Source organism: Pectobacterium parvum, assembly GCF_020971565.1.
Taxonomy (GTDB): Bacteria; Pseudomonadota; Gammaproteobacteria; order Enterobacterales; family Enterobacteriaceae; genus Pectobacterium; species Pectobacterium polare.
This window is the reverse complement of sequence record NZ_CP087392.1, coordinates 636,867-661,041: the sequence shown is the minus strand read 5'-3', so window position 1 is coordinate 661,041 and position 24,175 is coordinate 636,867. Positions and strand designations below refer to the sequence as shown.

17 protein-coding genes are annotated in these 24,175 nt (G+C 52.8%); 12 read left to right on the top strand and 5 right to left on the bottom strand.

Translation table 11 applies throughout. The features are described from left to right. Positions 1-105 precede the first annotated feature (105 nt). Positions 106-2,661: a peptidoglycan glycosyltransferase/peptidoglycan DD-transpeptidase MrcA gene (gene mrcA, locus LOZ86_RS02880; RefSeq protein WP_039484652.1), complete on the top strand. Its 2,556-nt coding sequence runs from the start codon at positions 106-108 to the stop codon at positions 2,659-2,661. A gap of 100 nt (positions 2,662-2,761) precedes the next feature. Here mrcA and nudE read toward each other — a convergent pair whose 3' ends face one another. Beyond that, on the bottom strand, positions 2,762-3,319 hold the full coding sequence (nudE, locus tag LOZ86_RS02875) for an ADP compounds hydrolase NudE (protein ID WP_014916864.1): 558 nt from the start codon (positions 3,317-3,319) through the stop codon (positions 2,762-2,764). 437 nt (positions 3,320-3,756) lie between these two features. Between nudE and LOZ86_RS02870 the strand changes: the two genes are divergently transcribed. The 5 genes from LOZ86_RS02870 to pckA all read left to right on the top strand — a co-directional run bounded on the left by LOZ86_RS02870 (position 3,757) and on the right by pckA (position 10,016). Continuing rightward, the gene (locus tag LOZ86_RS02870; RefSeq protein ID WP_039484654.1) at positions 3,757-5,904 is read left to right on the top strand and encodes an intracellular growth attenuator family protein; all 2,148 of its coding nucleotides are present in this window, start codon (positions 3,757-3,759) and stop codon (positions 5,902-5,904) included. Between the two features lie 127 nt (positions 5,905-6,031). Then, complete coding sequence (yrfG, locus tag LOZ86_RS02865; RefSeq protein ID WP_039484657.1) at positions 6,032-6,718, top strand: GMP/IMP nucleotidase; 687 nt, start codon at positions 6,032-6,034, stop codon at positions 6,716-6,718. 115 nt (positions 6,719-6,833) lie between these two features. Further along, entirely contained in the window at positions 6,834-7,244 is a 411-nt protein-coding gene (gene hslR, locus LOZ86_RS02860) for a ribosome-associated heat shock protein Hsp15 (protein WP_039484660.1), read from the top strand. An 85-nt stretch (positions 7,245-7,329) separates the two neighbouring features. After that, positions 7,330-8,199 (top strand): Hsp33 family molecular chaperone HslO, encoded by an 870-nt coding sequence (gene hslO / locus LOZ86_RS02855; protein ID WP_039484663.1) that lies wholly within the window; start codon positions 7,330-7,332, stop codon positions 8,197-8,199. Between the two features lie 197 nt (positions 8,200-8,396). Then, positions 8,397-10,016: a phosphoenolpyruvate carboxykinase (ATP) gene (gene pckA / locus LOZ86_RS02850; RefSeq protein WP_039512669.1), complete on the top strand. Its 1,620-nt coding sequence runs from the start codon at positions 8,397-8,399 to the stop codon at positions 10,014-10,016. A gap of 338 nt (positions 10,017-10,354) precedes the next feature. On the opposite strand, the gene envZ is transcribed toward pckA, so the two are convergent. From envZ to greB, 3 genes are all read right to left on the bottom strand, one after another. Next, the gene (envZ, locus tag LOZ86_RS02845; protein WP_230242835.1) at positions 10,355-11,716 is read right to left on the bottom strand and encodes a two-component system sensor histidine kinase EnvZ; all 1,362 of its coding nucleotides are present in this window, start codon (positions 11,714-11,716) and stop codon (positions 10,355-10,357) included. Next, positions 11,713-12,432: an osmolarity response regulator transcription factor OmpR gene (gene ompR, locus LOZ86_RS02840; protein ID WP_230242832.1), complete on the bottom strand. Its 720-nt coding sequence runs from the start codon at positions 12,430-12,432 to the stop codon at positions 11,713-11,715. Before ompR ends, envZ begins: the two co-directional genes overlap by 4 nt. Before the next feature lie 125 nt (positions 12,433-12,557). Beyond that, a complete protein-coding gene (gene greB / locus LOZ86_RS02835) occupies positions 12,558-13,052 on the bottom strand; it encodes a transcription elongation factor GreB (protein WP_039484670.1) in 495 nt (164 codons plus the stop codon). Between the two features lie 174 nt (positions 13,053-13,226). Here greB and olsF point away from each other — a divergent pair, with 174 nt between their 5' ends. Next, a complete protein-coding gene (gene olsF, locus LOZ86_RS02830; RefSeq protein WP_039484673.1) occupies positions 13,227-14,942 on the top strand; it encodes a bifunctional ornithine lipid synthase OlsF in 1,716 nt (571 codons plus the stop codon). A 336-nt stretch (positions 14,943-15,278) separates the two neighbouring features. Continuing rightward, positions 15,279-16,946 carry a methyl-accepting chemotaxis protein gene (locus LOZ86_RS02825; protein WP_039484676.1) on the top strand — a complete coding sequence of 556 codons (1,668 nt, stop codon included), beginning with the start codon at positions 15,279-15,281 and terminating at the stop codon, positions 16,944-16,946. Between the two features lie 59 nt (positions 16,947-17,005). Here LOZ86_RS02825 and LOZ86_RS02820 read toward each other — a convergent pair whose 3' ends face one another. Then, positions 17,006-18,292, bottom strand: a complete 1,287-nt coding sequence (locus tag LOZ86_RS02820; RefSeq protein WP_039484679.1) for a citrate synthase — start codon at positions 18,290-18,292, stop codon at positions 17,006-17,008. Between the two features lie 343 nt (positions 18,293-18,635). On the opposite strand from LOZ86_RS02820, the gene LOZ86_RS02815 reads away from it, so the two are divergent. The 4 genes from LOZ86_RS02815 (at position 18,636) to kduI (ending at position 24,143) form a co-directional block, all read left to right on the top strand. Further along, positions 18,636-20,969, top strand: a complete 2,334-nt coding sequence (locus LOZ86_RS02815; protein WP_230242825.1) for a Tex family protein — start codon at positions 18,636-18,638, stop codon at positions 20,967-20,969. A gap of 227 nt (positions 20,970-21,196) precedes the next feature. Continuing rightward, positions 21,197-21,985 carry an IclR family transcriptional regulator gene (locus LOZ86_RS02810; RefSeq protein WP_039484681.1) on the top strand — a complete coding sequence of 263 codons (789 nt, stop codon included), beginning with the start codon at positions 21,197-21,199 and terminating at the stop codon, positions 21,983-21,985. A 352-nt stretch (positions 21,986-22,337) separates the two neighbouring features. Beyond that, positions 22,338-23,294 (top strand): 2-keto-3-deoxygluconate transporter, encoded by a 957-nt coding sequence (kdgT, locus tag LOZ86_RS02805; RefSeq protein WP_039484683.1) that lies wholly within the window; start codon positions 22,338-22,340, stop codon positions 23,292-23,294. A gap of 12 nt (positions 23,295-23,306) precedes the next feature. Next, a complete protein-coding gene (gene kduI / locus LOZ86_RS02800; protein ID WP_039484686.1) occupies positions 23,307-24,143 on the top strand; it encodes a 5-dehydro-4-deoxy-D-glucuronate isomerase in 837 nt (278 codons plus the stop codon). Positions 24,144-24,175: the final 32 nt, after the last annotated feature.

Genomic DNA, 24,175 nt, shown 5'->3' with positions numbered 1-24,175 from the left:
AAAGATGACGGGTATAAAAGAACGTATCCACAGTGCTGGCTTACCTTTATACTAGCGCCCGATTGTTTATAAACTGTCCAAACGCTACTGAATGGAAAATCCCAGGTGAAGTTCGTAAAGTATCTATTCATCCTTGCAGTCTCTTGCATTCTGCTGGGAGCTGCCTCGATATACGGTTTGTACCGTTATATCGAACCCCAACTGCCCGATGTCGCCGCACTGAAAGATGTTCGGCTGCAAACGCCTATGCAGGTCTACAGCGCCGATGGCGAACTGATCGCTCAGTTTGGTGAAAAGCGCCGTATCCCGGTCAAGCTGGACCAGGTTCCCCCTGAGTTGGTACACGCTTTTATCGCGACCGAAGACAGCCGCTTCTATGATCACCACGGTGTCGATCCCGTCGGGATCATCCGCGCCGCGTCTATCGCGCTCACATCGGGTCACGCCTCTCAAGGGGCGAGTACCATTACGCAACAGCTCGCCAGGAACTTTTTCCTGAGCCCGGAACGCACCCTAATTCGTAAGATCAAAGAAGTGTTTTTGGCTATCCGTATTGAGCAGTTGCTGACCAAGGATGAAATCCTTGAGCTCTATATGAACAAGATTTACCTCGGCTATCGCGCTTATGGCGTTGGCGCGGCGGCACAGGTTTACTTTGGCCGCCCTGTTGACCAGTTGACGCTGAGCGAAATGGCGATGATCGCCGGTCTGCCGAAGGCACCATCGACGTTCAACCCGCTCTATTCCTACGACCGTGCCGTTGCCCGTCGCAACGTCGTCCTTGCACGTATGAAGGATGAAAACTACATCACGCAGTCGCAATACGATGCCGCGCGTAACGAAAAACTGGTCGCGAACTACCACGCACCGGATATTTCGTTCTCCGCACCGTATGTCGCAGAAATGGCGCGACAGGAGATGTTCAAACGCTACGGCGAAGATGCTTATAACGACGGTTATAAGGTCTACACGACGGTGACCAAAAAATTGCAAACCGCCGCACAGGATGCGCTGCGTAATAACATCCTCGCCTATGACATGCGCCACGGTTACCGCGGCCCGAGCAAAGTGCTGTGGAAAGTCGGCGAAGGCGTCTGGGATCAGGCGAAGATGATTGCCGCTCTGAAAGCGTTGCCGGTCTACGGCCCGCTGTCTCCGGCCATCGTTACCAGTACCACGGCTGACAACGCGATTGCGCTCATGTCTGACGGCAGCAATATTGCTCTACCAATGGCGGGCATGCGCTGGGCACGTGCATACCGTTCCGATACGCAGCAAGGGCCAACACCGAAGCGCGTCACGGACGTGGTACAGGCAGGCCAGCAGGTCTGGGTGCGTAAAGTGAACGATGACTGGTGGCTGGCACAGGTGCCGGACGTCAACTCTGCCATCGTCTCGCTTAACCCGAAAAACGGTGCGATAGAAGCGCTGGTTGGCGGTTTTGACTTTAACCAAAGCAAATTCAACCGTGCGACGCAGGCACTGCGTCAGATTGGTTCCAACATCAAACCGTTCCTATACACCGCTGCGATGGACAAAGGTTTAACGCTGGCGACGATTCTGAACGACGTCCCGATCACCCGTTGGGATGCTGGTGCAGGATCTGACTGGCGGCCGAAAAACTCACCGGCAACCTACGATGGTCCGATCCGTTTGCGTCAGGGGCTGGGTCAATCCAAAAACGTGGTGATGGTGCGTGCCATGCGGGCGATGGGCGTGGACTATGCGGCGGATTACCTGCAACGCTTCGGTTTCCCGGAGCAGAATATCGTCCATACCGAATCGCTGGCGCTGGGTGCCGCCTCGTTTACGCCGCTACAGGTCGTACGTGGCTATGCCGTCATGGCAAACGGCGGCTATCTGGTCGATCCTTATCTGATTAGCAAGATAGAGAGCGAGGCGGGTGGTACGGTGTTTACCGCGACGCCAAAAGTGGTCTGCGATACCTGTAATCTCCCGCTGGTCTACGATGAAACGCCAAGTTCTCCAGTGTTAGCGACCACTAACGTTGAAGATGTTGCCACGTCAAACGAAGCACCGCCGATAGGCCTGCCACAGCCAGAACTGGAACCTGTTACGCCAGAGGCCGCACAGCAAAACGCCGCTCAGCCTTACGCACCGCATGTGATCAACACGCCGTTGGCGTTCCTGATTAAAGACGCACTGAACAGCAACGTCTTCGGCGAACCGGGCTGGATGGGAACAGGCTGGCGCGCAGGTCGTGATTTGAAACGTCGTGATATCGGCGGTAAAACCGGTACAACGAACAGTTCCAAAGACGCCTGGTTCTCCGGCTATGGCCCGAATTTGGTGACGTCAGTCTGGATCGGCTTCGACGATCACCGTCGCGATCTGGGTGCCAGCAGCGCATCTGGCGCTATCAAAGATCAGATCTCTGGTTATGAAGGCGGTGCGAAATCAGCGCAGCCTGCGTGGGATGATTTCATGAAAACCGCGCTGGATGGCGTACCGGAACAACCGCTGACGCCGCCAGCAGGTATCGTCAGTGTGGTGATTGACCGCAGCAGCGGCAAGCTGTCCAACGGTGGTGGTAATAGTCGTTCTGAGTACTTCATTGACGGAACGCAGCCGAAAGAATACGAAGTGCATGAAGTCGGCACTACACTGATGGATAACGGACAAAGCGAAGAATTATTCTAGCCAGCGTTCGACAGCATCAGACAAGGCAGAGAAGGCGCAGGAAACTGCGCCTTCTTTTTTGCTATGTTGGCTTATGAAAAACAGGTTGGTTTATTAAAAATTAGCGGGGTGTACGACGCAGCCAGTCGTGGGCCAGAAACAGCGCGCTGACATTACGCGCTTCGCGGAAATCAGGCTCTTGCAGCAGCGACATCATGTTATCTATCGGCCAGCGGACTTGCGGCATCGGCTCCGGCTCATCGCCTTCCAAACTCTGCGGATACAGCCCACGCGCCACCACGATATTCATCTGGCTGGAAAAATAGGAGGGCGCCATCGTTAACGTCGCCAGCAACTCCAGCTTTTCCGCCCCAAAACCGACTTCTTCCATCAGCTCGCGGTTAGCGGCTTCAAAGACCGTTTCACCGGGATCGATCAGCCCTTTGGGAAAGCCCAGCTCGTATTCTTCGATACCGACAGCGTATTCGCGGATCAACAGCAGTTCATCATCAATGATCGGGACAATCATCACCGCTTGTCGGCCGCTTGGGCGCATCCGTTCATAAACCCGCCGTACCCCGTTGCTAAATTCAAGATCGACGGATTCCACATTGAACAGGCGCGAATGCGCTACCGTTTCTACCTTGAGGATTTTAGGTTTTTTCAGGTTATGACTCATTGATGCCCCCCAGAGAGTTACGACCAGAACGGCACCTTAGCCCAACGTGCATGAAAGACGGCGTTTATTGCAACCTGAACATGGCATGCTGTTGAATAAGAAGAGATCGTAAATATTCTTTTTTGATTCTGTTCACATTGTGCGTTAACAGCAGCCTCCGCTGCAACTATCGTGACGATGAATTTACGTGTGGGCAACATGAAGGATACATCCTGTATGAGAAACCACCAGAAAAAGTCAATAACTTAAAAAAAATAGGAATATCCTCATTTAAGAGACATTTTTTGCTTGTTACTATCATCGCCTTACGCGATTAATTCTGCTCACAATTACGTTATTAATCTAAAAAAACAATGCCATACGGGTTATCATCGATTGTATAATTTTGTTAAACTCAGACGAGAACAAGGAGCATCGCGTTTTGGAATGGAGATGACATGAGCACAATATTTACCCTATTGGCGATATTGCTTGCCTGTCTGATCGTTGTCGGAGGTCTTGTGGCCTACCGTATGCGACACCGTTTCTTATCCGCTCCGCCGTTACCCGTTTCGCAATCGCTTCCCCGACGGTTAACTGAAGATGAACGGATCGCCGTTGAGCGTTATCTGGCTCAGGAAAACAGTCAACAAACCACGCCGCTTGATACGCCCAATGCACAGCCCAAACTGCCGCGTTCCCTGCAAAGTAATCGGGTTTACCCCATCACCCATACGATTACGCGCTATGGCCTGAGCACCGATGCTCAGAATAAGTGGCGCTACTATATTGATACACAAGAAGTTCATTTGCCGCCCAGTTGGGAACCGTTCATTACCGAAAATAACACCGTCGAACTGATTAAGACGCGCTCGATCCCGCTGGTCATTTCCTTGAATGGACACTCGCTAACCGAGTGCCTCGATGATCGTCCACTCACCCCCCTGCCGAGCGAAGTCCCGGTTCCGAATGCCTCCATCCGTCAGGAAGGCAGTGAGCATGCCGAGTTGGTCACCATCCGTAAGGAAACGCGTGAAGAACACGCCATGCACCACTCTGGGGGCTTGAAGGAAACGGCCGTGCTCTGCGTGTCTTTTCTACTGTTGTTCATTAGCCTGAATAGCCCCATCGCCCTGCTCCCCTGGCTGATCGGTACCGCAGCATTATTAGCAAGCTGGAGCCTGTGGCAGCTTTTCCGATCGCCGTCCGCTCAGGAACTGCGCGATGTGCACTGCCTTCACGGCACACCACAAGGCTTGGGTCTGTTTGGCGAATCCAATCAGGGGCCGCTCGGCAATATCTCGCTCGGTAATATCGATCTGATTTACCCACCGCACTGGCAGCCCTATATCACGCAGGATCTCGGGCGGAAAACAGATGTCGATATCTATCTCAACCGACAGGTGATCCGTCAAGGAGAGCACCTGTCGCTGCATGATGAAGTGAAATATTTCCCGCTACAACGCTGGGGCAGGAATCTACTGCTGGCCGCAGGTTCACTACTCAGCCTGATTTTGCTCGTCACTAACGTGCCGCTTGAACTACCGCTAAAACTCAGTCTGGCCTGGCTTCAGGGCGCGCAGCGCATTCAGGTCACGCAGGTCAGCGATCTGGAAACCGCTCAGCTCCGCATTGGCGACACACTGGCTGTCCGTGGCAACGGCATGTGCTACGTGCCCGCTGGCATTCATCCCGTCTCCGCACCGTCGTCGTATGCGTTCAGCCCTTTTGACTGTTCCGCCATTTACTGGAATAAAGCCGCGCCGCTGCCATTACCGGAATCCGAGACAATTGAAAAAGCGTCTGCCCTGCTGAAATCCGTCAACAGTCAACTTCATCCGCAAGCCGACAAAGAAGGTCAGGTTAACTCTCAGTTAGCGTCTACGATCCAGAAATCAGGGCTGATTCTGATGAAAAACTTCGCTGAAGTTGTCCTGAGAACACAAGATTTGTGTCGGCAGGAAAACGATTGCTCCCGCCTGAAAAATGCGCTGGTGAATCTAAGCGACGTCAAGAACTGGAATACGTTGGTAAAAGACGCCAATTCCGGCACGCTGAAAGGCATGAATGTGGTGCTGCCCGCCGTCAGCGCAGAAACGCTGGAATCCTTGGTCAACAGTTCTACCGATCAATTCTTCTATCAGGAAATCAATAACGCGGCAGATTCGTTGAACAGCCCACCGCCCGGTGGATTCCTGATTCGCAGCGACGAAGGCCGACAGTTCGTTAACCATCCGCTCCCTCCGAAGCCGCTGAGTGAATATCGTCCATCAGATCAGTGGCAGGAACTCCAACGGCTTTCCGCGATGCTATTACATACACCGTTTAATGCCACAGGCGTTATCACACAGCTCAATACGGATGCCAACGGAACCCAGCACATCAGCCTACACAGCGAGCCTGACGTCATTACCGTCTGGCGCTATCTCGGCAGTTGTCTGCTGCTGCTGCTCTTTTCCGCAACGTTTATCGTTAATGCAGTTTTGACCGGTATTAAGATACATAAAAGCCAGAAGCGAGTGACCGATATTCAACGCTATTACGCCTCACGGTTCAATATGATGACGAATTTATTCTCGGACAATCGCCCACAGCTCCCCCGCTAACGGCATCGTGCCCGCTCTGCGGTTATGCTAACCTAGCGGCATCAATTTCCCGTCACTACTGTCACAATTGCATTGCGCGCCTTCTGCTGCATCATCCCTATAGCACGGCGCAACATCAGGAGTCGTTATGAATCCCCACGTTAACTGGCACGACATTGACACCGTGATACTGGATATGGATGGCACGCTGCTCGACCTGGCGTTTGACAGCTATTTCTGGCTTCAACTGGTGCCGCAGTCGCTCAGTGAAAAACGTCGCATCAGCCTTGAACAGGCGCAGCAGCTTATCGAACAGGAGTACCAGGCCGTTCAGCACACGCTAAACTGGTACTGTTTCGATTACTGGTCAGAACGTCTCGATCTAGATATCTATCAAATGACGACGGATATCGGCACGCGAGCCCGATTGCGCGATGACACAACGCCGTTTTTAGCGGCGCTGCGCGAATGCGGTAAAGAGACGATTCTGCTGACCAACGCCCATCCACACAGTCTGGCGGTAAAAATCGAACACACCGGGCTGGATCAGCACCTTGATTTATTACTTTCCACCCATATTTATGGGTATCCGAAAGAGAATCAGCGCTTGTGGCAGGCCGTACAGCAGCAGACTGGCTTCGACCCCGCCAGAACGCTATTCGTGGATGACAGCGAACCGATTCTGGATGCCGCGAAAACATTCGGTATCCATTACTGTCTGGGCGTGCGTAATCCCGATTCCAGCCAGCAGGAAAAGGCATTCCTGCAACATCCGTCAATGAACGACTACCTTGCGCTGCTACCAGCCCTGCGTCACTCCGTTAACGAAGGGTAATGTAGGTCATTTAAGCAGGAGTTGAGGGGAAACACGGTGATGAGACGCCTCGCACCGTGGTAGCCCCGATATCTCGATCCTCAAACGATCGGCATTAGGGTAATCAGGGGGATTTATGGTGAAAGCTACCGAGCAGACCGACGATGCCGTTCGTCTGGACAAATGGCTTTGGGCCGCCCGTTTCTATAAAACCCGGGCGATGGCTCGCGAGATGATCGACGGCGGCAAAGTGCACTATAACGGGCAACGTGGTAAGCCGAGCAAACAGGTCGAACTGAATGCCGAGATCAAACTGCGTCAGGGCAATGATGAACGCACCGTTATCATTTTGGCCGTCAGCGGCAAGCGCAGAAGCGCAACAGAGGCGCAGGCGCTGTACCAGGAAACGGCCGCAAGCATTGAGAAACGAGAAAAACTGTCGCAGGCGCGGAAAATGAATGTGCTGACGATGCCACACCCCGATCGCCGCCCTGACAAAAAAGAGCGACGCGATCTGATTAAATTTAAATACAGCGATCAGGAATAGTGCTCCGCCCTTCAGAGAAGACCCCGCGATCGCCGCACCACTCATCGCAACACAACTCATCTCTGCACAACGACGAGAAAATATTATGGCTCACGACCAACTACATCGTTATCTGTTTGAAAATTATGCCGTTCGTGGCGAGTTGGTGACAGTTAACGAAACGTATCAACGTATTTTGACCAACCACGACTACCCAGCTGCGGTACAAACGCTGCTAGGCGAAATGCTGGTTGCCACCAGCCTGTTGACGGCCACGCTGAAATTCAGCGGCGATATTACCGTTCAGCTTCAGGGCGATGGCCCACTGAAACTGGCGGTGATTAACGGTAATCACCAGCAGCAGATGCGCGGCGTTGCCCGTCTGCAAGGGGATATCGCACCGGGGAGTTCGCTGAAAGAGATGGTCGGCAATGGCTATCTGGTCATTACCATTACGCCGACTGACGGTGAGCGTTATCAGGGCGTCGTCGGTTTAGAAGGTGAAACCGTCGCCGAATGTCTGGAGAGCTATTTCCAGCAGTCCGAACAGTTACCGACGCGGTTGTTTATCCGTACGGGTCAACACGATGGGAAGCAGGCCGCCGCAGGCATGCTGCTCCAGGTATTGCCCGCACAGGACGCCGATCGTAATGATTTTGATCATCTGGCCCAGCTCACCACGACGGTCAAAGCCGACGAGCTGTTTACCCTGCCTGCCACCGAGGTGCTGTACCGCCTTTACCATCAGGAAGAGGTAACCGTGTATGAGCCGCAGGATGTCGAATTCCGCTGTCACTGTTCGCGCGATCGTTGCGCAGATGCATTAATGACGCTGTCCGATCAGGAAGTGAATGAGATGATCGAGCAGGACGGTGAAATCGATATGCACTGTGATTATTGCGGCACGCACTACCTGTTTAATTCGCTGGACATCCGCGCCATACGGCACGATTCATCAGGAAATCTGTTGCATTAATCTTTCTAACGGGTACGACAGTACCCGTTTTCTTTTGCTTATTTTCCCACTTATAAACCGCCGTGATTATTTTTCACACACCCTAAATAAGCAAAGTTATTAATGAATTTATTTAATTTTATGATTGCTATCGCGGTTAAAATAAGCTCACTCCCTACAATGTTTAGTAGTACGACTATAACTTGAGGAGTAGCAACATGCAGATCAACGGTATTACCCCGCAAGCCCTGACGGCTTATGGAATCCATGATGTCCGCGATATTGTCTACAATCCCAGCTATGAATTGCTTTTTGAAGAAGAACGCTCCCCTACCCTACAAGGCTATGAACGCGGCATCGAAACCCAACTGGATGCGGTAGCCGTCAATACCGGCATCTTTACTGGCCGTTCCCCGAAAGATAAATACATCGTGCGCGATGACGTGACCCGCGACACCGTGTGGTGGTCCGATCAAGGTAAAGGTAAGAACGATAACCAGCCCTTGAGTCAGGAAACCTGGACGCACCTGAAGCAGCTCGTTACTACGCAGCTGTCCGGCAAGCGGTTGTTCATCATTGATGCCTTCTGCGGTGCTAACCCAGACAGCCGCCTCAGCGTACGCTTCGTGACGGAAGTGGCCTGGCAGGCGCATTTCGTCAAAAACATGTTTATCCGCCCGAGCGATGAAGAGCTGGAAGGCTTTGAGCCGGATTTCATCGTGATGAACGGCGCAAAATGCACCAACCCAAACTGGCAGGAACAGGGGCTGAACTCCGAGAACTTTGTCGCGTTCAACCTGACGGAGCGCATCCAACTGATTGGCGGCACCTGGTACGGCGGCGAAATGAAGAAAGGGATGTTCTCCATCATGAACTACCTGCTGCCGCTGAAAGGCATCGCTTCTATGCACTGCTCGGCAAACGTCGGCGAAAAAGGTGATGTGGCGGTCTTCTTTGGCCTGTCCGGTACGGGTAAAACCACGCTGTCCACCGATCCGAAACGCCAGCTGATTGGCGATGACGAGCACGGCTGGGACGACGACGGCGTCTTCAACTTTGAAGGCGGCTGCTATGCCAAAACCATCAAGCTATCCAAAGAAGCCGAGCCGGATATCTACGGCGCGATCAAACGCGATGCCCTGCTGGAGAACGTCACCGTGCTAGCAGACGGCACCGTAGATTTCAACGACGGTTCCAAAACCGAGAATACCCGCGTCTCTTATCCGATCTACCACATTCAGAATATCGTTAAGCCAGTCTCTAAAGCGGGCCATGCAACGAAAGTGATCTTCCTGACGGCAGACGCGTTCGGCGTGTTGCCACCGGTTTCTCGCCTGACGTCCGATCAGACGCAGTATCACTTCCTGTCCGGCTTTACCGCCAAACTAGCGGGAACCGAGCGCGGCGTGACGGAACCGACGCCAACCTTCTCCGCCTGCTTCGGCGCAGCATTCCTGATGCTGCACCCGACGCAGTACGCTGAAGTGCTAGTGAAACGCATGAAGGCGGCTGGCGCACAGGCCTATCTGGTGAACACCGGCTGGAACGGCAGCGGCAAACGTATTTCCATTAAGGATACGCGCGGGATTATTGACGCCATTCTGAACGGCAGTATTGATGATGCAGAAATGCAGACGCTGCCTGTCTTCGATTTGGCGATTCCGACCTCGCTGCCCGGCGTCAATCCTGACATTCTCGACCCGCGTGATACCTACGCAAGCGTCGAACAATGGCAGGAAAAAGCAGACGATCTGGCACAACGCTTTATCACCAACTTCGATAAATACACTGATGCGCCGGCAGGTGCATCACTGGTGAAAGCAGGGCCGAAGCGGTAAACGCTGAAGAAAAACCATCACGAAAAAGGCGCGGAATCCGGGCCTTCAGATCGTTGACAACCTATTTGCCGAATGAAAACGGTAGTAACGGAATAGAAGAGTAAAGCGTTTGCGCCATGGACAAAAACGTCAGGAACGTTTTTGAACGTCGCTAGCGACGGCCCTGAAAGGGTGAATCTCAGGGATGAGATTCATATCTGCGCAAACCGAGCGTACATGGACGTATTCACAGCGTCTTTACGATCTATCCATTACTACCGCTCGACGGTCTTTGTCGTAATCGAAGAAAGGCGCGGAATCCGCGCCTTTCTTATTCATGCCAGTACTGCCTAAAATACTTATGACTCTTTTGCGACACCCGCATCCGCTACCGCGATGTCCGATAGCAGCGGCAGATACGCGCGGACGCAGAGCCCACCGCGTTCGCTGCTGCCGACATCCAGCACACCATTGTGCGCATCGATAATACGCTGCACAATCGCCAGCCCCAGCCCTGTACCGCTCGTGGTTCGCGCGCTATCGCCACGCACAAACGGCTGGAACAGGTGCTGTAACTGATCGGGCGCGATACCTTCTCCGTCATCTTCTACCTGAAACCAAACGCGCTGTAGCTCACGCCCGGTACTGACTTTTATCCAGCCGTTCCCGTAACGCGCCGCATTCACGACCAGATTCAGCGCCGCACGTTTGATCGAAAGGGAGCTAATGCGCACCAGCAGTTCGCCGGTAGCAAAATCGCTGTCGATCTGGCGTTCATAACCGCTTTCCGATGCCACTACTTCGCTCATAATCGCGTTCAGGTCGGCCACTTCCGTCTGCATTTCCTGACCGGTACGCAGGTAGTCAAGGAACTGCTCAATAATCGCATTACACTCTTCAATATCCTTATTGATCGACTCCGCCAGATAGTCATCTTCCTTGCCCATCATTTCGGTCGCCAGACGAATTCGCGTCAGTGGCGTACGCAGGTCGTGACTGACGCCCGCCATCAGCAGCGTGCGGTCATCAGCCAGCAGCTTCACGCCGGAAGCCATCTGGTTAAAGGCGCGCGTCACAGAACGCACTTCGGAAGCACCGTACTCACGCAGCGGCGGCGGAATAATGCCCTTCCCGACCTGCAAAGCTGCATGCTCCAGTTCAACCAAGGGTCGGTTCTGCACCCGAATAAATAGCCACGCGCCGCCAATCACCAGCAACATAATCGCCAGCGTATAGCGGAAGAGCGGCGAGAAATCGCCCTGATGAATTTCAGTGAGCGGAACGCGCACCCAGATATCCGGTGACAGCCAGGTTTTCAGCCACACCACCGGCGTGTTTTTGCTGACTTCAACCCGTACATCCGTCGGGCCGCCCAGCTGTTGCGCCATCTGGTCACTCAAAAACTTGTAGTGCTGGGCCCAACGCAGGCCGCTTTCCTCCGCCGCTGCATTGGTGTACAGCGATATACCCAATTCGCGATAAATCTCACGTCGGAACGCAGGCGGCACCTCAAGCGTGGAGCCATCTTCCAGTTGCAGACTGTCCGTCATCAGCATTCTTACTTCGTATGCCAGCACTTTATTGAACTGCTGCAAACTCGGCAGAATAGCGAAGTTGAGCACCACCAGATAGGTGGTAACCAAACTGACAAACAACAACGTGACAATCAGTAGCAACGTCCGTGCAAATGAGCTGCGCGGAGAAAAGCGCCATTGCATCATGCCTTACTGCCGTCCGGGACAAACACGTAGCCAAGACCCCACACGGTCTGGATATAGCGCGGGTGCGCCGGATCCTCTTCCACCATGCGGCGCAGACGAGAAATTTGTACGTCGATGGAACGCTCCATCGCGCTGTATTCACGACCACGGGCCAGGTTCATCAGCTTATCGCGAGACAGCGGTTCACGCGGATGGCTCACCAGCGCCTTAAGCACGGCAAACTCGCCGCTGGTTAACGGCATCGGCTCATCATCACGGAACATTTCGCGCGTGCCTAGATTCAGCTTGAATTTGCCAAACGCGATAATGGCTTCTTCCTGCGACGGCGCGCCTGGCAGTTCATTCGCCTGACGACGCAGCACCGCACGGATGCGAGCCAGCAGCTCACGCGGGTTGAAAGGTTTAGGAATATAATCGTCCGCGCCGATTTCCAGCCCGACGATACGATCAACTTCTTCCCCTTTTGCCGTCACCATAATGATCGGCATCGGATTGCTCTGGCTGCGCAAGCGACGGCAGATGGACAGCCCAACTTCGCCGGGCAGCATCAGATCCAGCACCATAAGGTGAAAGGATTCACGGGTCAGTAAACGGTCCATCTGTTCAGCATTGGCTACGCTACGTACCTGAAAACCCTGCTCAGTCAGATAACGTTCTAACAGCGCACGTAAGCGCATGTCGTCATCTACAACCAGAATTTTATAGTTTTCTTGCATTCTCTTTCTCCAAAGGCGTAATAGCGCCGACGATGCTATTGTTCAGAAACATACGAATTACTGACAGTCGTTTCTGGTATACATTCTAGGCAAAATTGTTACAAAGCATATTAAAATTCTTATAATCAAGAATTTACGCCACGATAAGACTCGTAATCAATCGCGTTAACAAACCACTCACGCGGGCCGTCTGGCGTATTCACGGTGAATTCCTCATCAACCGCTTTTTTCAGCATGGCGCGCGCCATCGGGGAATCGATCGAAATATAGTCTTTATTGTCGCCGTAGATCTCGTCCGGGCCGACAATACGCAAACGCTTCGTCTCCCCTTGTTCATTCTCGATCTCAACCCAGGCGCCAAAGAATACGCTGCCATCCTGCTGCGGCGAGTAATCAACGATTTTCAATTCCGTCAGGCATTTTCTCAGGTAGCGTACACGACGATCGATCTGGCGCAATAAACGCTTGTTATAGGTGTAGTCCGCATTTTCTGAGCGATCCCCCAGACTGGCCGCCCAAGAGACAATTTTCGTAATTTCCGGGCGCTTTACATTCCAGAGATGCTCATGCTCTGCCCGCAGTTTTTCATATCCCTCGCGGGTAATCAGATTGGTTTTCAAGTCAGTAACCCCGTTAGGCTCTTAGTGCGTACAACATGCTTCGATATCCCTCGCCCGAAAAAATCGCGCGTTCATTACACAGATTTACAGTTTTGGCTAATAATCTATCAACAGACATAAATATGTCATTTCTATCCCGTACTTTTAGCCACGGAAAGCTACGGAGAACGATTTATGTTTAGCTTAGACGCCATTCTGCAAGATCTTGTCCCGCATCGCCATACGCCACCCTGGCAGAAAACGGTTTTGCGTTCTCTGCTATTTGAAAATGAAATGCAGCAATTTGCGCGGCGTTACCCGCATTTGAAGGGATTGGATTTAGTCGAACAGATTCTTGACTACTTCAACTTTAATTGTGAAATGGTCGAAGGGGATTTAGAAAATATCCCCAGTCAGGGACCGGTGGTGTTGGTTGCCAACCACCCCATTGGTTCACTGGACGGTCTGGCGCTATTGCGCACCGTCGCCAGCGTCAGGCCCGACGTCCGCATCGTCGCCAGCCAGCTACTCTCTTATGTCGCCCCGCTCAAAAATCTGTTTTTTTCCGTCGATAACTTCAATAACCGCACCAAACGTCAGCAAATCAGCGCCATCCAGCAGCATCTGGAAGGCGACGGCGCGATCATCGTCTTCCCCGCGGGTGAAGTTTCACGCGCCAGCCTGCAAGGTATTCGCGACGGTCACTGGCACAACGGATTTATCCGCATGGCGAGCAAAGCCCGCGCGCCCGTGGTGCCGATTCATATCGGCGGACGCAACAGCGCGCTGTTCTATCTCTCTTCCATGGTTTATCGCCCGCTCTCCACCCTCTTGCTGGTGAGAGAAATGTTTGGTCAGCGCGACCAAACCCTCAAGCTGCGTATCGGTGCCAGAATTCCCTATGCGTCCTGGAGTCAGGGCGAATGGAACGCCAACGATCTGGCGGCTCGTTTCCGGCGTCACGTTTATCGACTGGGACAAGGAAAGCCCGGCTGTTTTACCGGTGAAAAGCCCATTGCACTGGCCGAAGATCGCGTGCTGCTGAAGCGCGCGCTGTCAGAGTGTGAAACGCTGGGCACCACGCCGGATGGCAAGATTGTCTATCTGTATCGTCGCGGTGAAGAAGATTACGTGCCGCTGTTGCGCGAACTCGGACGCCTGCGCGAAATCGCTTTCAGAGCCGTGGGCGAAGGATCCGGCCAACGCCGCGATCTGGACAGCTATGACGATGACTATCTGCACCTGATCCTGTGGGATGACCGCGAACTGGAGATTGTCGGAGCCTATCGCTTTGTCTCGACGGCAAACCTGATCGCAGAAAAAGGGAAAAGCGGCCTCTACAGCCACAGCCTGTTCCAGTACGGCGACGAAATGGATCCGATACTGGCGTCAGGCATTGAGCTGGGACGCAGCTTTATTCAGCCTAAATACTGGGGTAAACGCGGACTGGATTATCTCTGGCTGGGCATTGGTGCCTATCTGGCGCGCTATCCAGAACACCGCTACCTGTTCGGTCCGGTGTCGCTTTCCGGCACCTTGCCGCCGCATGCCCGTGATTTGCTGGTTGCGTTTTATCGCCTGCATTTCACGCCCGATCAGCCGCTGGCTACGTCGCGTCGCCCTTATCCAGCCTCGCTACCTGACGTGCTGAAACAGTTTGAAGGAACGGACTACCAGCAGGATCTCACGCGATTGAAAAGCATGCTCAGCAACATGGGTTGTGCGATCCCCACGCTCTACAAGCAGTATTCGGAGCTGTGTGAGCCGGGAGGCGTGCGGTTTATCGACTTCGGCATCGACCCCGATTTCAACAACTGCATCGACGGTCTGGTGCTAGTCGACCTGCAACAGCTGAAAGAATCACGCTATCAGCGCTATATCGCCCCTTTTGTCAGCGATAAAGCATCCTGATTGATCGGTGCGTTAACTTCATAAAGGGGTTAACGCACCACTCTCCCACGTTTTTCTCATTATTCCCATTAGCCAACGCCATACCCGCACGCATTTTGTCTCTCAGATCACACATTTCATACGAAATCCCATTCGCCGTAATTTACGTGATCAACTGAACGCTTTTCTTGCCGATATTAAAGATATTCTTATCAATATGTTTTTGAACGCGGGAGTTACCGATGTATCCCGAAAATGCGAAACATAGCTATAATTCCTCGTCATTACTTGCATCGATTACGATAGCAAGCCCCCTCTGCTGTGCCTTCATAGCATGTCAAAAAATTAAGGATGTTTATGAATATGCTGAACAGAATCAAACTCGGCAAGATGCTGGGTATGGGATTTTCTCTGGTTATTATCATCAGCCTGATGGTGGCATTCTTCGGACGACTCCAACTGGTTGGGCTGGGTAACGACATCAACCGGCTTTCCGGCACCACGTTGGCGAATATGTTATTGATTCAGGAAGTTAAAGCCGGCTTTGACGCCAATGCTCGCCTGATCCGTAATATGGCACTCAGCACCGACCCTGCACAAATCAAGCAGGAAAAGCAGTTCGTCGACGAGCAAATCGCCCGCAATACAGCCAACCTGAAAAAACTGGGGCAACAGCTGGATACCGAAGGCACCAGCACACTGCTGAAACAGTTTCAGGACACCCGCCCGCCCTACCTTGCCGCCTTTTTGAAAGCGATGGAGCTGGTGCAATCCACCGATCCACAGCAGCGTCTGCAGGGTAACACCATTATTCTCAATGAGATGCAGACGGCACAAAACGCACTGTTCAAGGTGCTGGACGCGATGATGGCCTCGCAGCAGCAGGATACCAATGAGATTGTCAGCGGGGCGCAGCAGGATGCGCAGTCCGGCAGCGTCATCATGCTGATTCTCGCGCTTGCCGCCGCCGTCATGGCTGCTGCCGTGGCTTGGCTGATTACCCGCACGCTGAAAAACCAGCTGGGGGGCGAACCACTCTACGCCACCCACGTTGCCCGTCAGGTGGCCGATGGCGATCTGGCCGTCGATATCAACATCAAGCCGAACGACCACAGCAGCCTGTTAGCCACCATGCGTCATATGAGCCATAACCTGGGCGATATCGTCGAGCAGGTGCGGCAGAGCAGCGAAGCCATCGCCTCCGGTTCCAGCCAAATCGCCGCAGGCAGCGAAAACCTGAGCCAGCGTACGGAAGAGCAGGCCGCCAGTTTGCAGCAAACGGCCGCCTCAATGGAACAGATGAGCCAGGCGATTCGTCAGAATGCGCATACCGTGCGTAGCGCCACTCAACTTGCCAGCCAGGCCAGCGAAACGGCGACCAAGGGCGGCGATGCCATCAGCGATATGGTCATTACGATGAAAGAGATCTCCGACAGTTCACACAAAATCCGCGACATTATCAGCGTCATTGATGGCATCGCCTTCCAGACCAATATTCTGGCGCTGAATGCGGCGGTCGAAGCCGCGCGCGCGGGTGAGCAAGGTCGTGGTTTCGCCGTCGTGGCTGGGGAAGTACGCTCGCTGGCACAACGCTCCGCCTCAGCAGCTAAAGAAATCGCAGTATTGATCAACACTAGCGTAGAAAAAGTGGAAGCGGGGAATCGTCTGGTTGAAGACACGGGCAGCACCATTGATGAGCTGGTACGTCAGGCGCGCAGCGTGGCAGATTTAATCAGTGAGATCGGGACAACAACACAGGAGCAGGAATCCGGTATTTCGCAAATTCATGATGCCGTGAACCAGCTCGATCAAGTTACTCAACAGAACGCGACGCTGGTGGAAGAATCCGCCAATGCGGCAACCAGCCTGCGCGAGCAGTCCTCTCATCTGGTTACGCTCATGAACCATTTCCACCTGCGCGGCACGCCAACCGTCCGCCCAGCGCCGATGGCGAAAAAAGCCCAACCAACTCGTTTAGCGCTTGCGCCGGTCGGCAACGCACAAGATAACTGGGAAAAATTCTAGGCTTACCCTGCCCGCGATCGCCATGATGCCTATGCTGCGGCATCATGGTGACAATCGCCTCAGTCCTTCAACGAAGAAACATAGTCCCGACGCGGCTGCCCGGTATAAATCTGGCGCGGACGGTAGATGCTGATTTCATCCTGCTTATGCATCTCATCCCAATGCGCAATCCAGCCGATCGTTCTGCCGACAGTGGAAATAACCGTAAACATTGACGGCGGCAGCCCCATCGCTTTGAGAATGACCGAGGTATAGAAATCGACGCTCGGGTAGAGCTTATTCTCCAGAAAATAGGCGTCGGTCATGGCGATATGTTCCAGCTCCATCGCTACCTGCAACAGACTGTCTTCCGTGCCGAGTTCATTGAGTACTTCGTAACAGGTTTTACGCAGAATCGCCGCGCGTGGATCGAAATGCTGGTAGACCGAGTTACCGAATCCCATCAGGCGGAATGAATCACAGCGGTCTTTCGCGCGTCGTACAAATTCAGGGACGCGATCGACCGTTTTAATCTCTTCCAGCATGCGCATACAGGCTTCGTTCGCCCCGCCGTGCAGCGGTCCCCACATCGATGCCAGCCCAGCCGCAATGCAGGCAAACGGGTTGGCGCCGGAGGAACCCGACGCTCTGACTGCCATCGTAGACGGACACTGACCATGATCGGCATGCAGAATCAGGATGCGGTTCATCGCTCGTTCCAGCACCGGATTCACTTCATATTTCTCCGCCGGAATCGAAAACAGCATGTGCAGGAAATTACCGGTATAGGAGAGCGAATTACGGGGATACACGGACGGTTGTTCGATGGAATATTTGTAGCACATCGCCGCCAGCGTCGGCATTTTCGACAACAGCCGCACGGCCGCCAGCTCGCGGTGCTCTGCGTTATGGATATCCAATACATCGTGATAGAACGCGGCCAGCGCACCGACCACCGCGCACATCAACGCCATCGGGTGGGAATCGCGACGAAAACCACTGAACATGCGGGAAATTTGCTCATGAACCAGCGTATGGCGGGTGATGTTGTCGGCAAATTTCGCATACGCTTCCGCCGAAGGCGCTTCGCCATGCAGCAGGATGTAACAGACTTCAGTAAAGTCACACTGCTCGGCGAGCTGTTCGACAGGGAAACCCCGATGCAGCAACACGCTATTCACCGCATCAATATAGGTAATCGCCGACTCACACCCTGCCGTATTGGCAAAACCGGGGTCATAGCTGCACAGCCCGTGCCCAGCGAGTGGGCGAATATCCACCGCCGTTTTCCCCAGTACGCCGGAACGCATATCCAGCGTGATATCCGCCTGCCCTTCTGCCGTCAACGTGGACGTTCTGACTGTCATGAACCTTTCTCCTGCCCGAATAATGATGTTGTTCTCGTCCGCTCTTACGGGCTTCCGGATAGGACATCCCGTGCGGCACTCAATTTACAGCGCTCAATTTAAAGCAACACAAAGCCAACGTATGTCATACGCTAAATTCGTGAGTGGGTTGCAAGAATCTGAAGGAATATTGATGTAGGTAAATTTTGTTGCACTGAACAACGCGAGATCATCCGCGTTTTCCAGACGGCAGCGGCTGGCATTTTGCACGCTCAATCCGTATAACTGTCCTCACTGGTTTCACTCACTACTTAATTCCACTACCTTTTATTCCACTAATTTGACGACGACTGATATCAGACCTATGAATGATTCATTAAGCCAACTTATCGCCCGCGAATTGCAGGCGCGTACGGAGCAGGTAGACGCCGCAGTCCGCCTGCTGGACGAAGGAAACACCGTCCCTTTTATCGCCCGTTACCGTAAAGAAGTGACCGGCGGGCTGGATGACACCCAACTGCGCCAGCTCGAAACGCGCCTCGGTTACCTGCGTGAACTGGAAGACCGACGCCAGACTATTCTGAAATCCATCGACGATCAGGGGAAATTAACCCCACAGCTCGCCACCGCCATAAAAGGCACGCTGAGCAAAACCGAACTGGAAGATCTCTACCTGCCGTATAAACCTAAGCGCCGCACGCGCGGGCAGATCGCGATTGAAGCGGGTCTGGAACCGCTGGCCGATGGCCTGTGGCAAGACCCAAGCCAGGAGCCGGAGCTGACGGCACAGGCTTATGTCGATGCCGAGAAAGGTGTAGCGGACGTGAAAGCCGCATTGGACGGCGCACGTTACATCCTGATGGAGCGCTTTGCCGAAGATGCCACGCTGCTGGCAAAAGTGCGTAACTACCTGTGGAAAAACGCCCATCTGGTGTCCCGCGTCGTGGAAGGGAAAGAGGAAGAAGGCGCGAAGTTTCGCGATTATTTCGATCATCACGAACCGATTGCTCAGGTGCCTTCACACCGCGCACTGGCGATGTTCCGTGGCCGTAACGAAGGCGTACTGCAACTGGCGTTGAACGCCGATCCACAGCATGAAGAAGCGCCGCGTGAGAGCTACTGCGAACAGATTATTATCGACCACCTGAACCTGCGTTTGGGGAATGCCGCAGCGGACAGCTGGCGGCGCGCCGTCATTAGCTGGACGTGGCGCATTAAAGTGCTGCTGCACCTTGAAACCGAGCTGATGGGCAGCGTGCGTGAGAAAGCGGAAGACGAAGCGATCAACGTTTTCGCCCGCAACATGCACGACCTGCTGATGGCCGCGCCTGCGGGTATGCGTGCCACAATGGGTCTCGATCCCGGCCTACGTACTGGCGTAAAAGTCGCGGTGGTGGATGCCACCGGCAAGCTGGTCGCGACTGATACGATTTATCCGCATACCGGTCAAGCAGCGAAAGCCGCTCCGATTGTTGCCGCACTGTGCCTCAAATATCAGGTTGAGCTGGTAGCGATTGGCAACGGCACCGCCTCACGTGAAACCGAGCGCTTCTTCCTCGACACGCAGAAACAGTTCCCGGCGATCAACGCGCAAAAAGTGATCGTCAGCGAAGCCGGCGCGTCGGTGTATTCCGCCTCCGAACTGGCCGCGCTGGAATTCCCGGATCTGGATGTCTCGCTGCGTGGCGCAGTCTCTATCGCCCGCCGTTTGCAGGATCCGCTGGCGGAACTGGTGAAGATCGACCCGAAATCCATCGGTGTGGGTCAGTATCAGCATGACGTAAGCCAAAGCCTGCTGGCGAAGAAACTGGATGCGGTGGTCGAAGACTGCGTAAACGCCGTCGGCGTTGATCTGAATACCGCGTCCGTGGCGCTGTTAAAGCGTGTCGCCGGGCTAACGCGCATGATGGCGCAAAATATTGTGACCTGGCGTGATGAGAATGGTCGCTTCCACAACCGCGAACAGCTGCTGAAAGTCAGCCGCCTAGGGCCAAAAGCCTTTGAACAGTGTGCGGGCTTCCTACGTATCAACCACGGCAACAACCCACTGGATGCCTCTACCGTTCACCCGGAAGCCTATCCGATCGTAGAGCGCATTCTGGCCGCGACCGAACAGGCGTTGCAGGAGCTAATGGGGAATCCCAACGCGCTGCGTAACCTGAAACCCTCAGATTTCACCGATGAGCGTTTCGGCGTGCCGACGGTGACCGACATCATCAAAGAGCTGGAAAAACCGGGTCGCGATCCACGTCCTGAGTTCAAAACCGCCAGCTTCGCCGACGGCGTGGAAACCTTAAACGATCTCCTGCCGGGCATGATTCTGGAAGGCGCGGTCACCAACGTCACCAACTTTGGTGCGTTTGTGGATATCGGCGTCCATCAGGACGGTTTAGTACACATCTCATCACTGGCCGACCATTTCGTCGACGATCCGCACAAGGTCGTGAAAGCAGGCGATATCGTCAAAGTGAAAGTGATGGAAGTGGATATGCAACGTAAGCGTATCGCGCTGACCATGCGCCTTGATGAGCAGCCCGGCGACACCGCATCACGTCGTGGCGGTGGCAATGCGCGTAGCGATAGCAATACTTCATCGCGTCAGCCAGCAGTTAAATCACGTCCTCGTCCCGCTAGCGCCCCTGTCGCCGGCACCAGCGCGATGGGTGATGCGCTGGCCGCTGCCTTTAAAAAGCGTTAACGCAGCTCTCACTATTATTAAAAAATGCCTGACCTCATTTTCATAAGGTCAGGCATCTTTCCTGCCAAAATACCGCCATTTTGTTTCCCTAATAAAACCACGTTTCATTTATATTGAAATATTCAACCACTTCGCGATTATTTTGTGATCTGCATCTAGGTAAATAAATTACCGTTGCGTTATTATTGTTCTATATAGGAAACCATAGTTTTATATATAGAACACCCATGAATATATTCCAACAGCTCGAACACAGTAAAGCACCAGCAGCCGTCCGTTTAGTGATGATTATTGACTACATCGCCAAACATGACGAAGCTAGCTTCACTGAGATTTGTACTGATTTGTCTATACCCAAAAGCAGCGTACATCATCTACTGGAAGTGTTGGTGGTTACGCAATTGTTACGTCAGCGTGCTGACGGTCGTTACGTTTTGGGATTGAGACTGTTTGAGCTTGGCGGTTTGGTAATAAAGAATATTGATCTGCGTAAAGACACGATTAACTTTATGCATGAATTAGTCAAAGAGACAGAGTTGACCTGCCATCTTGGTATTATGGACGGCGATAACGGTTTCTTCCTGAGTAAAGTCGAATCGCCCAAGGCCATCGTAAAAACATCCTGGGAAGGTAAGAAAATTGTATTTAACCGTATGTCTCTGGGAAAAGTGCTCGTCGCCTGGCTGCCACAGGAAAGAATTGAATCACTGATTGCCGATTGCACCTTTGAGTATTTGACCCCTCGGACAATTACCAACAAAGAAGATTTTCTACAACACCTGAAAACCGTCAAGGAACAGGGCTGGGCAATAGACGACGGCGAAGATATAGAAGAGATTTGCTGCATGGCCGCGCCGATCTTTAACCAAAATGGTGAAGTTATCGCCGCTATTGGCGTTAACGGTATGCAGTCGCAATATGCTAATGGAAAAAAAGAAAAGCATCTGGCAAGCCTGATTAAAACCAGCAAAGCGATTACCGCTCATATTAACAGCCGGAATATTGATATTAGATAATATATTTAGTGAAAATAATCCTAGTGGATTTCACTTTGTGATTTATTGAAATTCATCATAGTCGCGTAAATAGCGTGACGGATATGTCACTACATAATGACCTGTAAACGCTAATTAAGCATTACGGGAAGGCCAACTATAACTAAAAAACACATTACAGAAGTCATCATTAAGGTGACGAAAATTATTAATTATCAATTTTATAATGGGGACAACCATCTTCAATAGTTAATGAAATCGGGTAATAACCCCTTGGGTTTTATTCCCCCCTATTTATTACTTTATACCAATACTCCATCTGCTTTCACTGAAAGCGGGCTGAACATGCTTTTATCTTTTAATGAGGTCTTTTATGAAAATCAAACAAGCTATTGATAAAATCCCTGGGGGATTAATGCTGGTGCCGCTCTTTTTGGGCGCGTTATGTAATACCTTTACGCCAGGAGCCGGGAAATTCTTAGGTTCTTTCAGTAACGGTCTGATTACTGGCACAATCCCTATTCTGGCAGTCTGGTTTTTCTGCATGGGCGCGTCCATTGAATTTAAAGCAACGGGAACGATGCTGAGAAAATCAGGCGTTCTGGTGGTTACCAAAATCGCTACCGCCTGGATTGTGGCGCTGATCGCGGGCACATTCTTACCGGGTGACGGCATCCAAAACGGGATGCTGGCTGGGATCTCCGTGCTGGCGCTGGTCGCGGCAATGGACATGACTAACGGCGGTTTGTACGCTGCACTGATGAACCAATACGGTTCGAAAGAAGAAGCGGGCGCGTTCGTACTGATGTCTCTGGAATCCGGCCCGTTGATGACCATGGTCATTCTGGGTGCCAGCGGTATCGCCACCTTTGAACCTCAGTTATTTGTCGGTGCCGTACTGCCCTTCCTGATTGGTTTTGCATTGGGCAACCTGGACCCGGACCTGAGAAAGCTGTTCGGTAATTCAGTACAAACGCTGATTCCTTTCTTTGCCTTTGCATTAGGTAACACCATTAATTTATCCGTGATCCTCCAGACGGGCTTTGCAGGTATCTTCCTCGGCCTGTTGGTGATTGTTGTTACAGGTATTCCGTTGATTCTGGCGGATAAATTTATCGGCGGTGGTAATGGAACCGCAGGCGTGGCCGCATCCAGCAGCGCGGGTGCCGCCGTCGCCACTCCTCTGTTGATCGCGAATATGGCTCCGGAATTCGCTCCGGTCGCTCAACAGGCAACAGCGTTAGTCGCCACCAGTGTGATCGTGACATCAGTACTGGTACCCATCCTTACGGCAGTATGGGCAAAACGCTTTTCACCTAAAACCGCATAAGAAGGTAGCAAAATGGACGTACGACAAAGTGTACACAGTGAACATGCGAAAACGCTTGATACCACTGAGCTGAGAAAGAAATTTCTTATTGAGCAGATATTTACGCCAAACCAATACACCATGACCTACAGCCACATCGACCGTATCGTGGTGGGCGGGATCATGCCGGTGGATGGCGAGATAACGTTTGATGACGGCATCGGCAAACAATTTGGCGTGAACTATTTTCTTGAGCGTCGCGAGTTGGGGCTTATCAATATCGGTGGCCCGGCAAAAATCGTTATCGACGGCACAAGCTACGAAGTTGGCAATGAGGAAGCGCTCTATGTCGGAAAGGGCACGAAAGCCTTAGCGTTCAGCAGCCTAGACAGCGCCAAGCCAGCGAAACTGTATTATAACAGCGCACCAGCACATGCCGTTTTCCCGACACGCATTATTACGCAGGATCAGGCGATCAAGGCACCACTGGGTGATGTCAAAACCTGTAACAAGCGGACGATTTGCAAATATCTGGTGCCGGAAGTGGTGGAAACTTGCCAGCTGAGCATGGGATTAACGCGTCTGGCGGAAGGCAGCAACTGGAATTCAATGCCGACGCATACCCATGAGCGCAGAATGGAAGTGTACTTCTATTTTGATATGGCGGAAGACACCATTGTTTTCCATATGATGGGTGAGCCGCATGAAACGCGCCATCTGGTGATGCATAACGAGCAAGCGGTGATCTCCCCGAGTTGGTCGATTCACACCGGCGTCGGCACCAAAAACTACGCCTTTATTTGGGGCATGATCGGCGAAAACCTGACGTTTGACGATATGGACCATATCGCGATGTTGGATTTACGCTAATCCCCTCTGGCATCACGTCAAGAGAGTAAAAT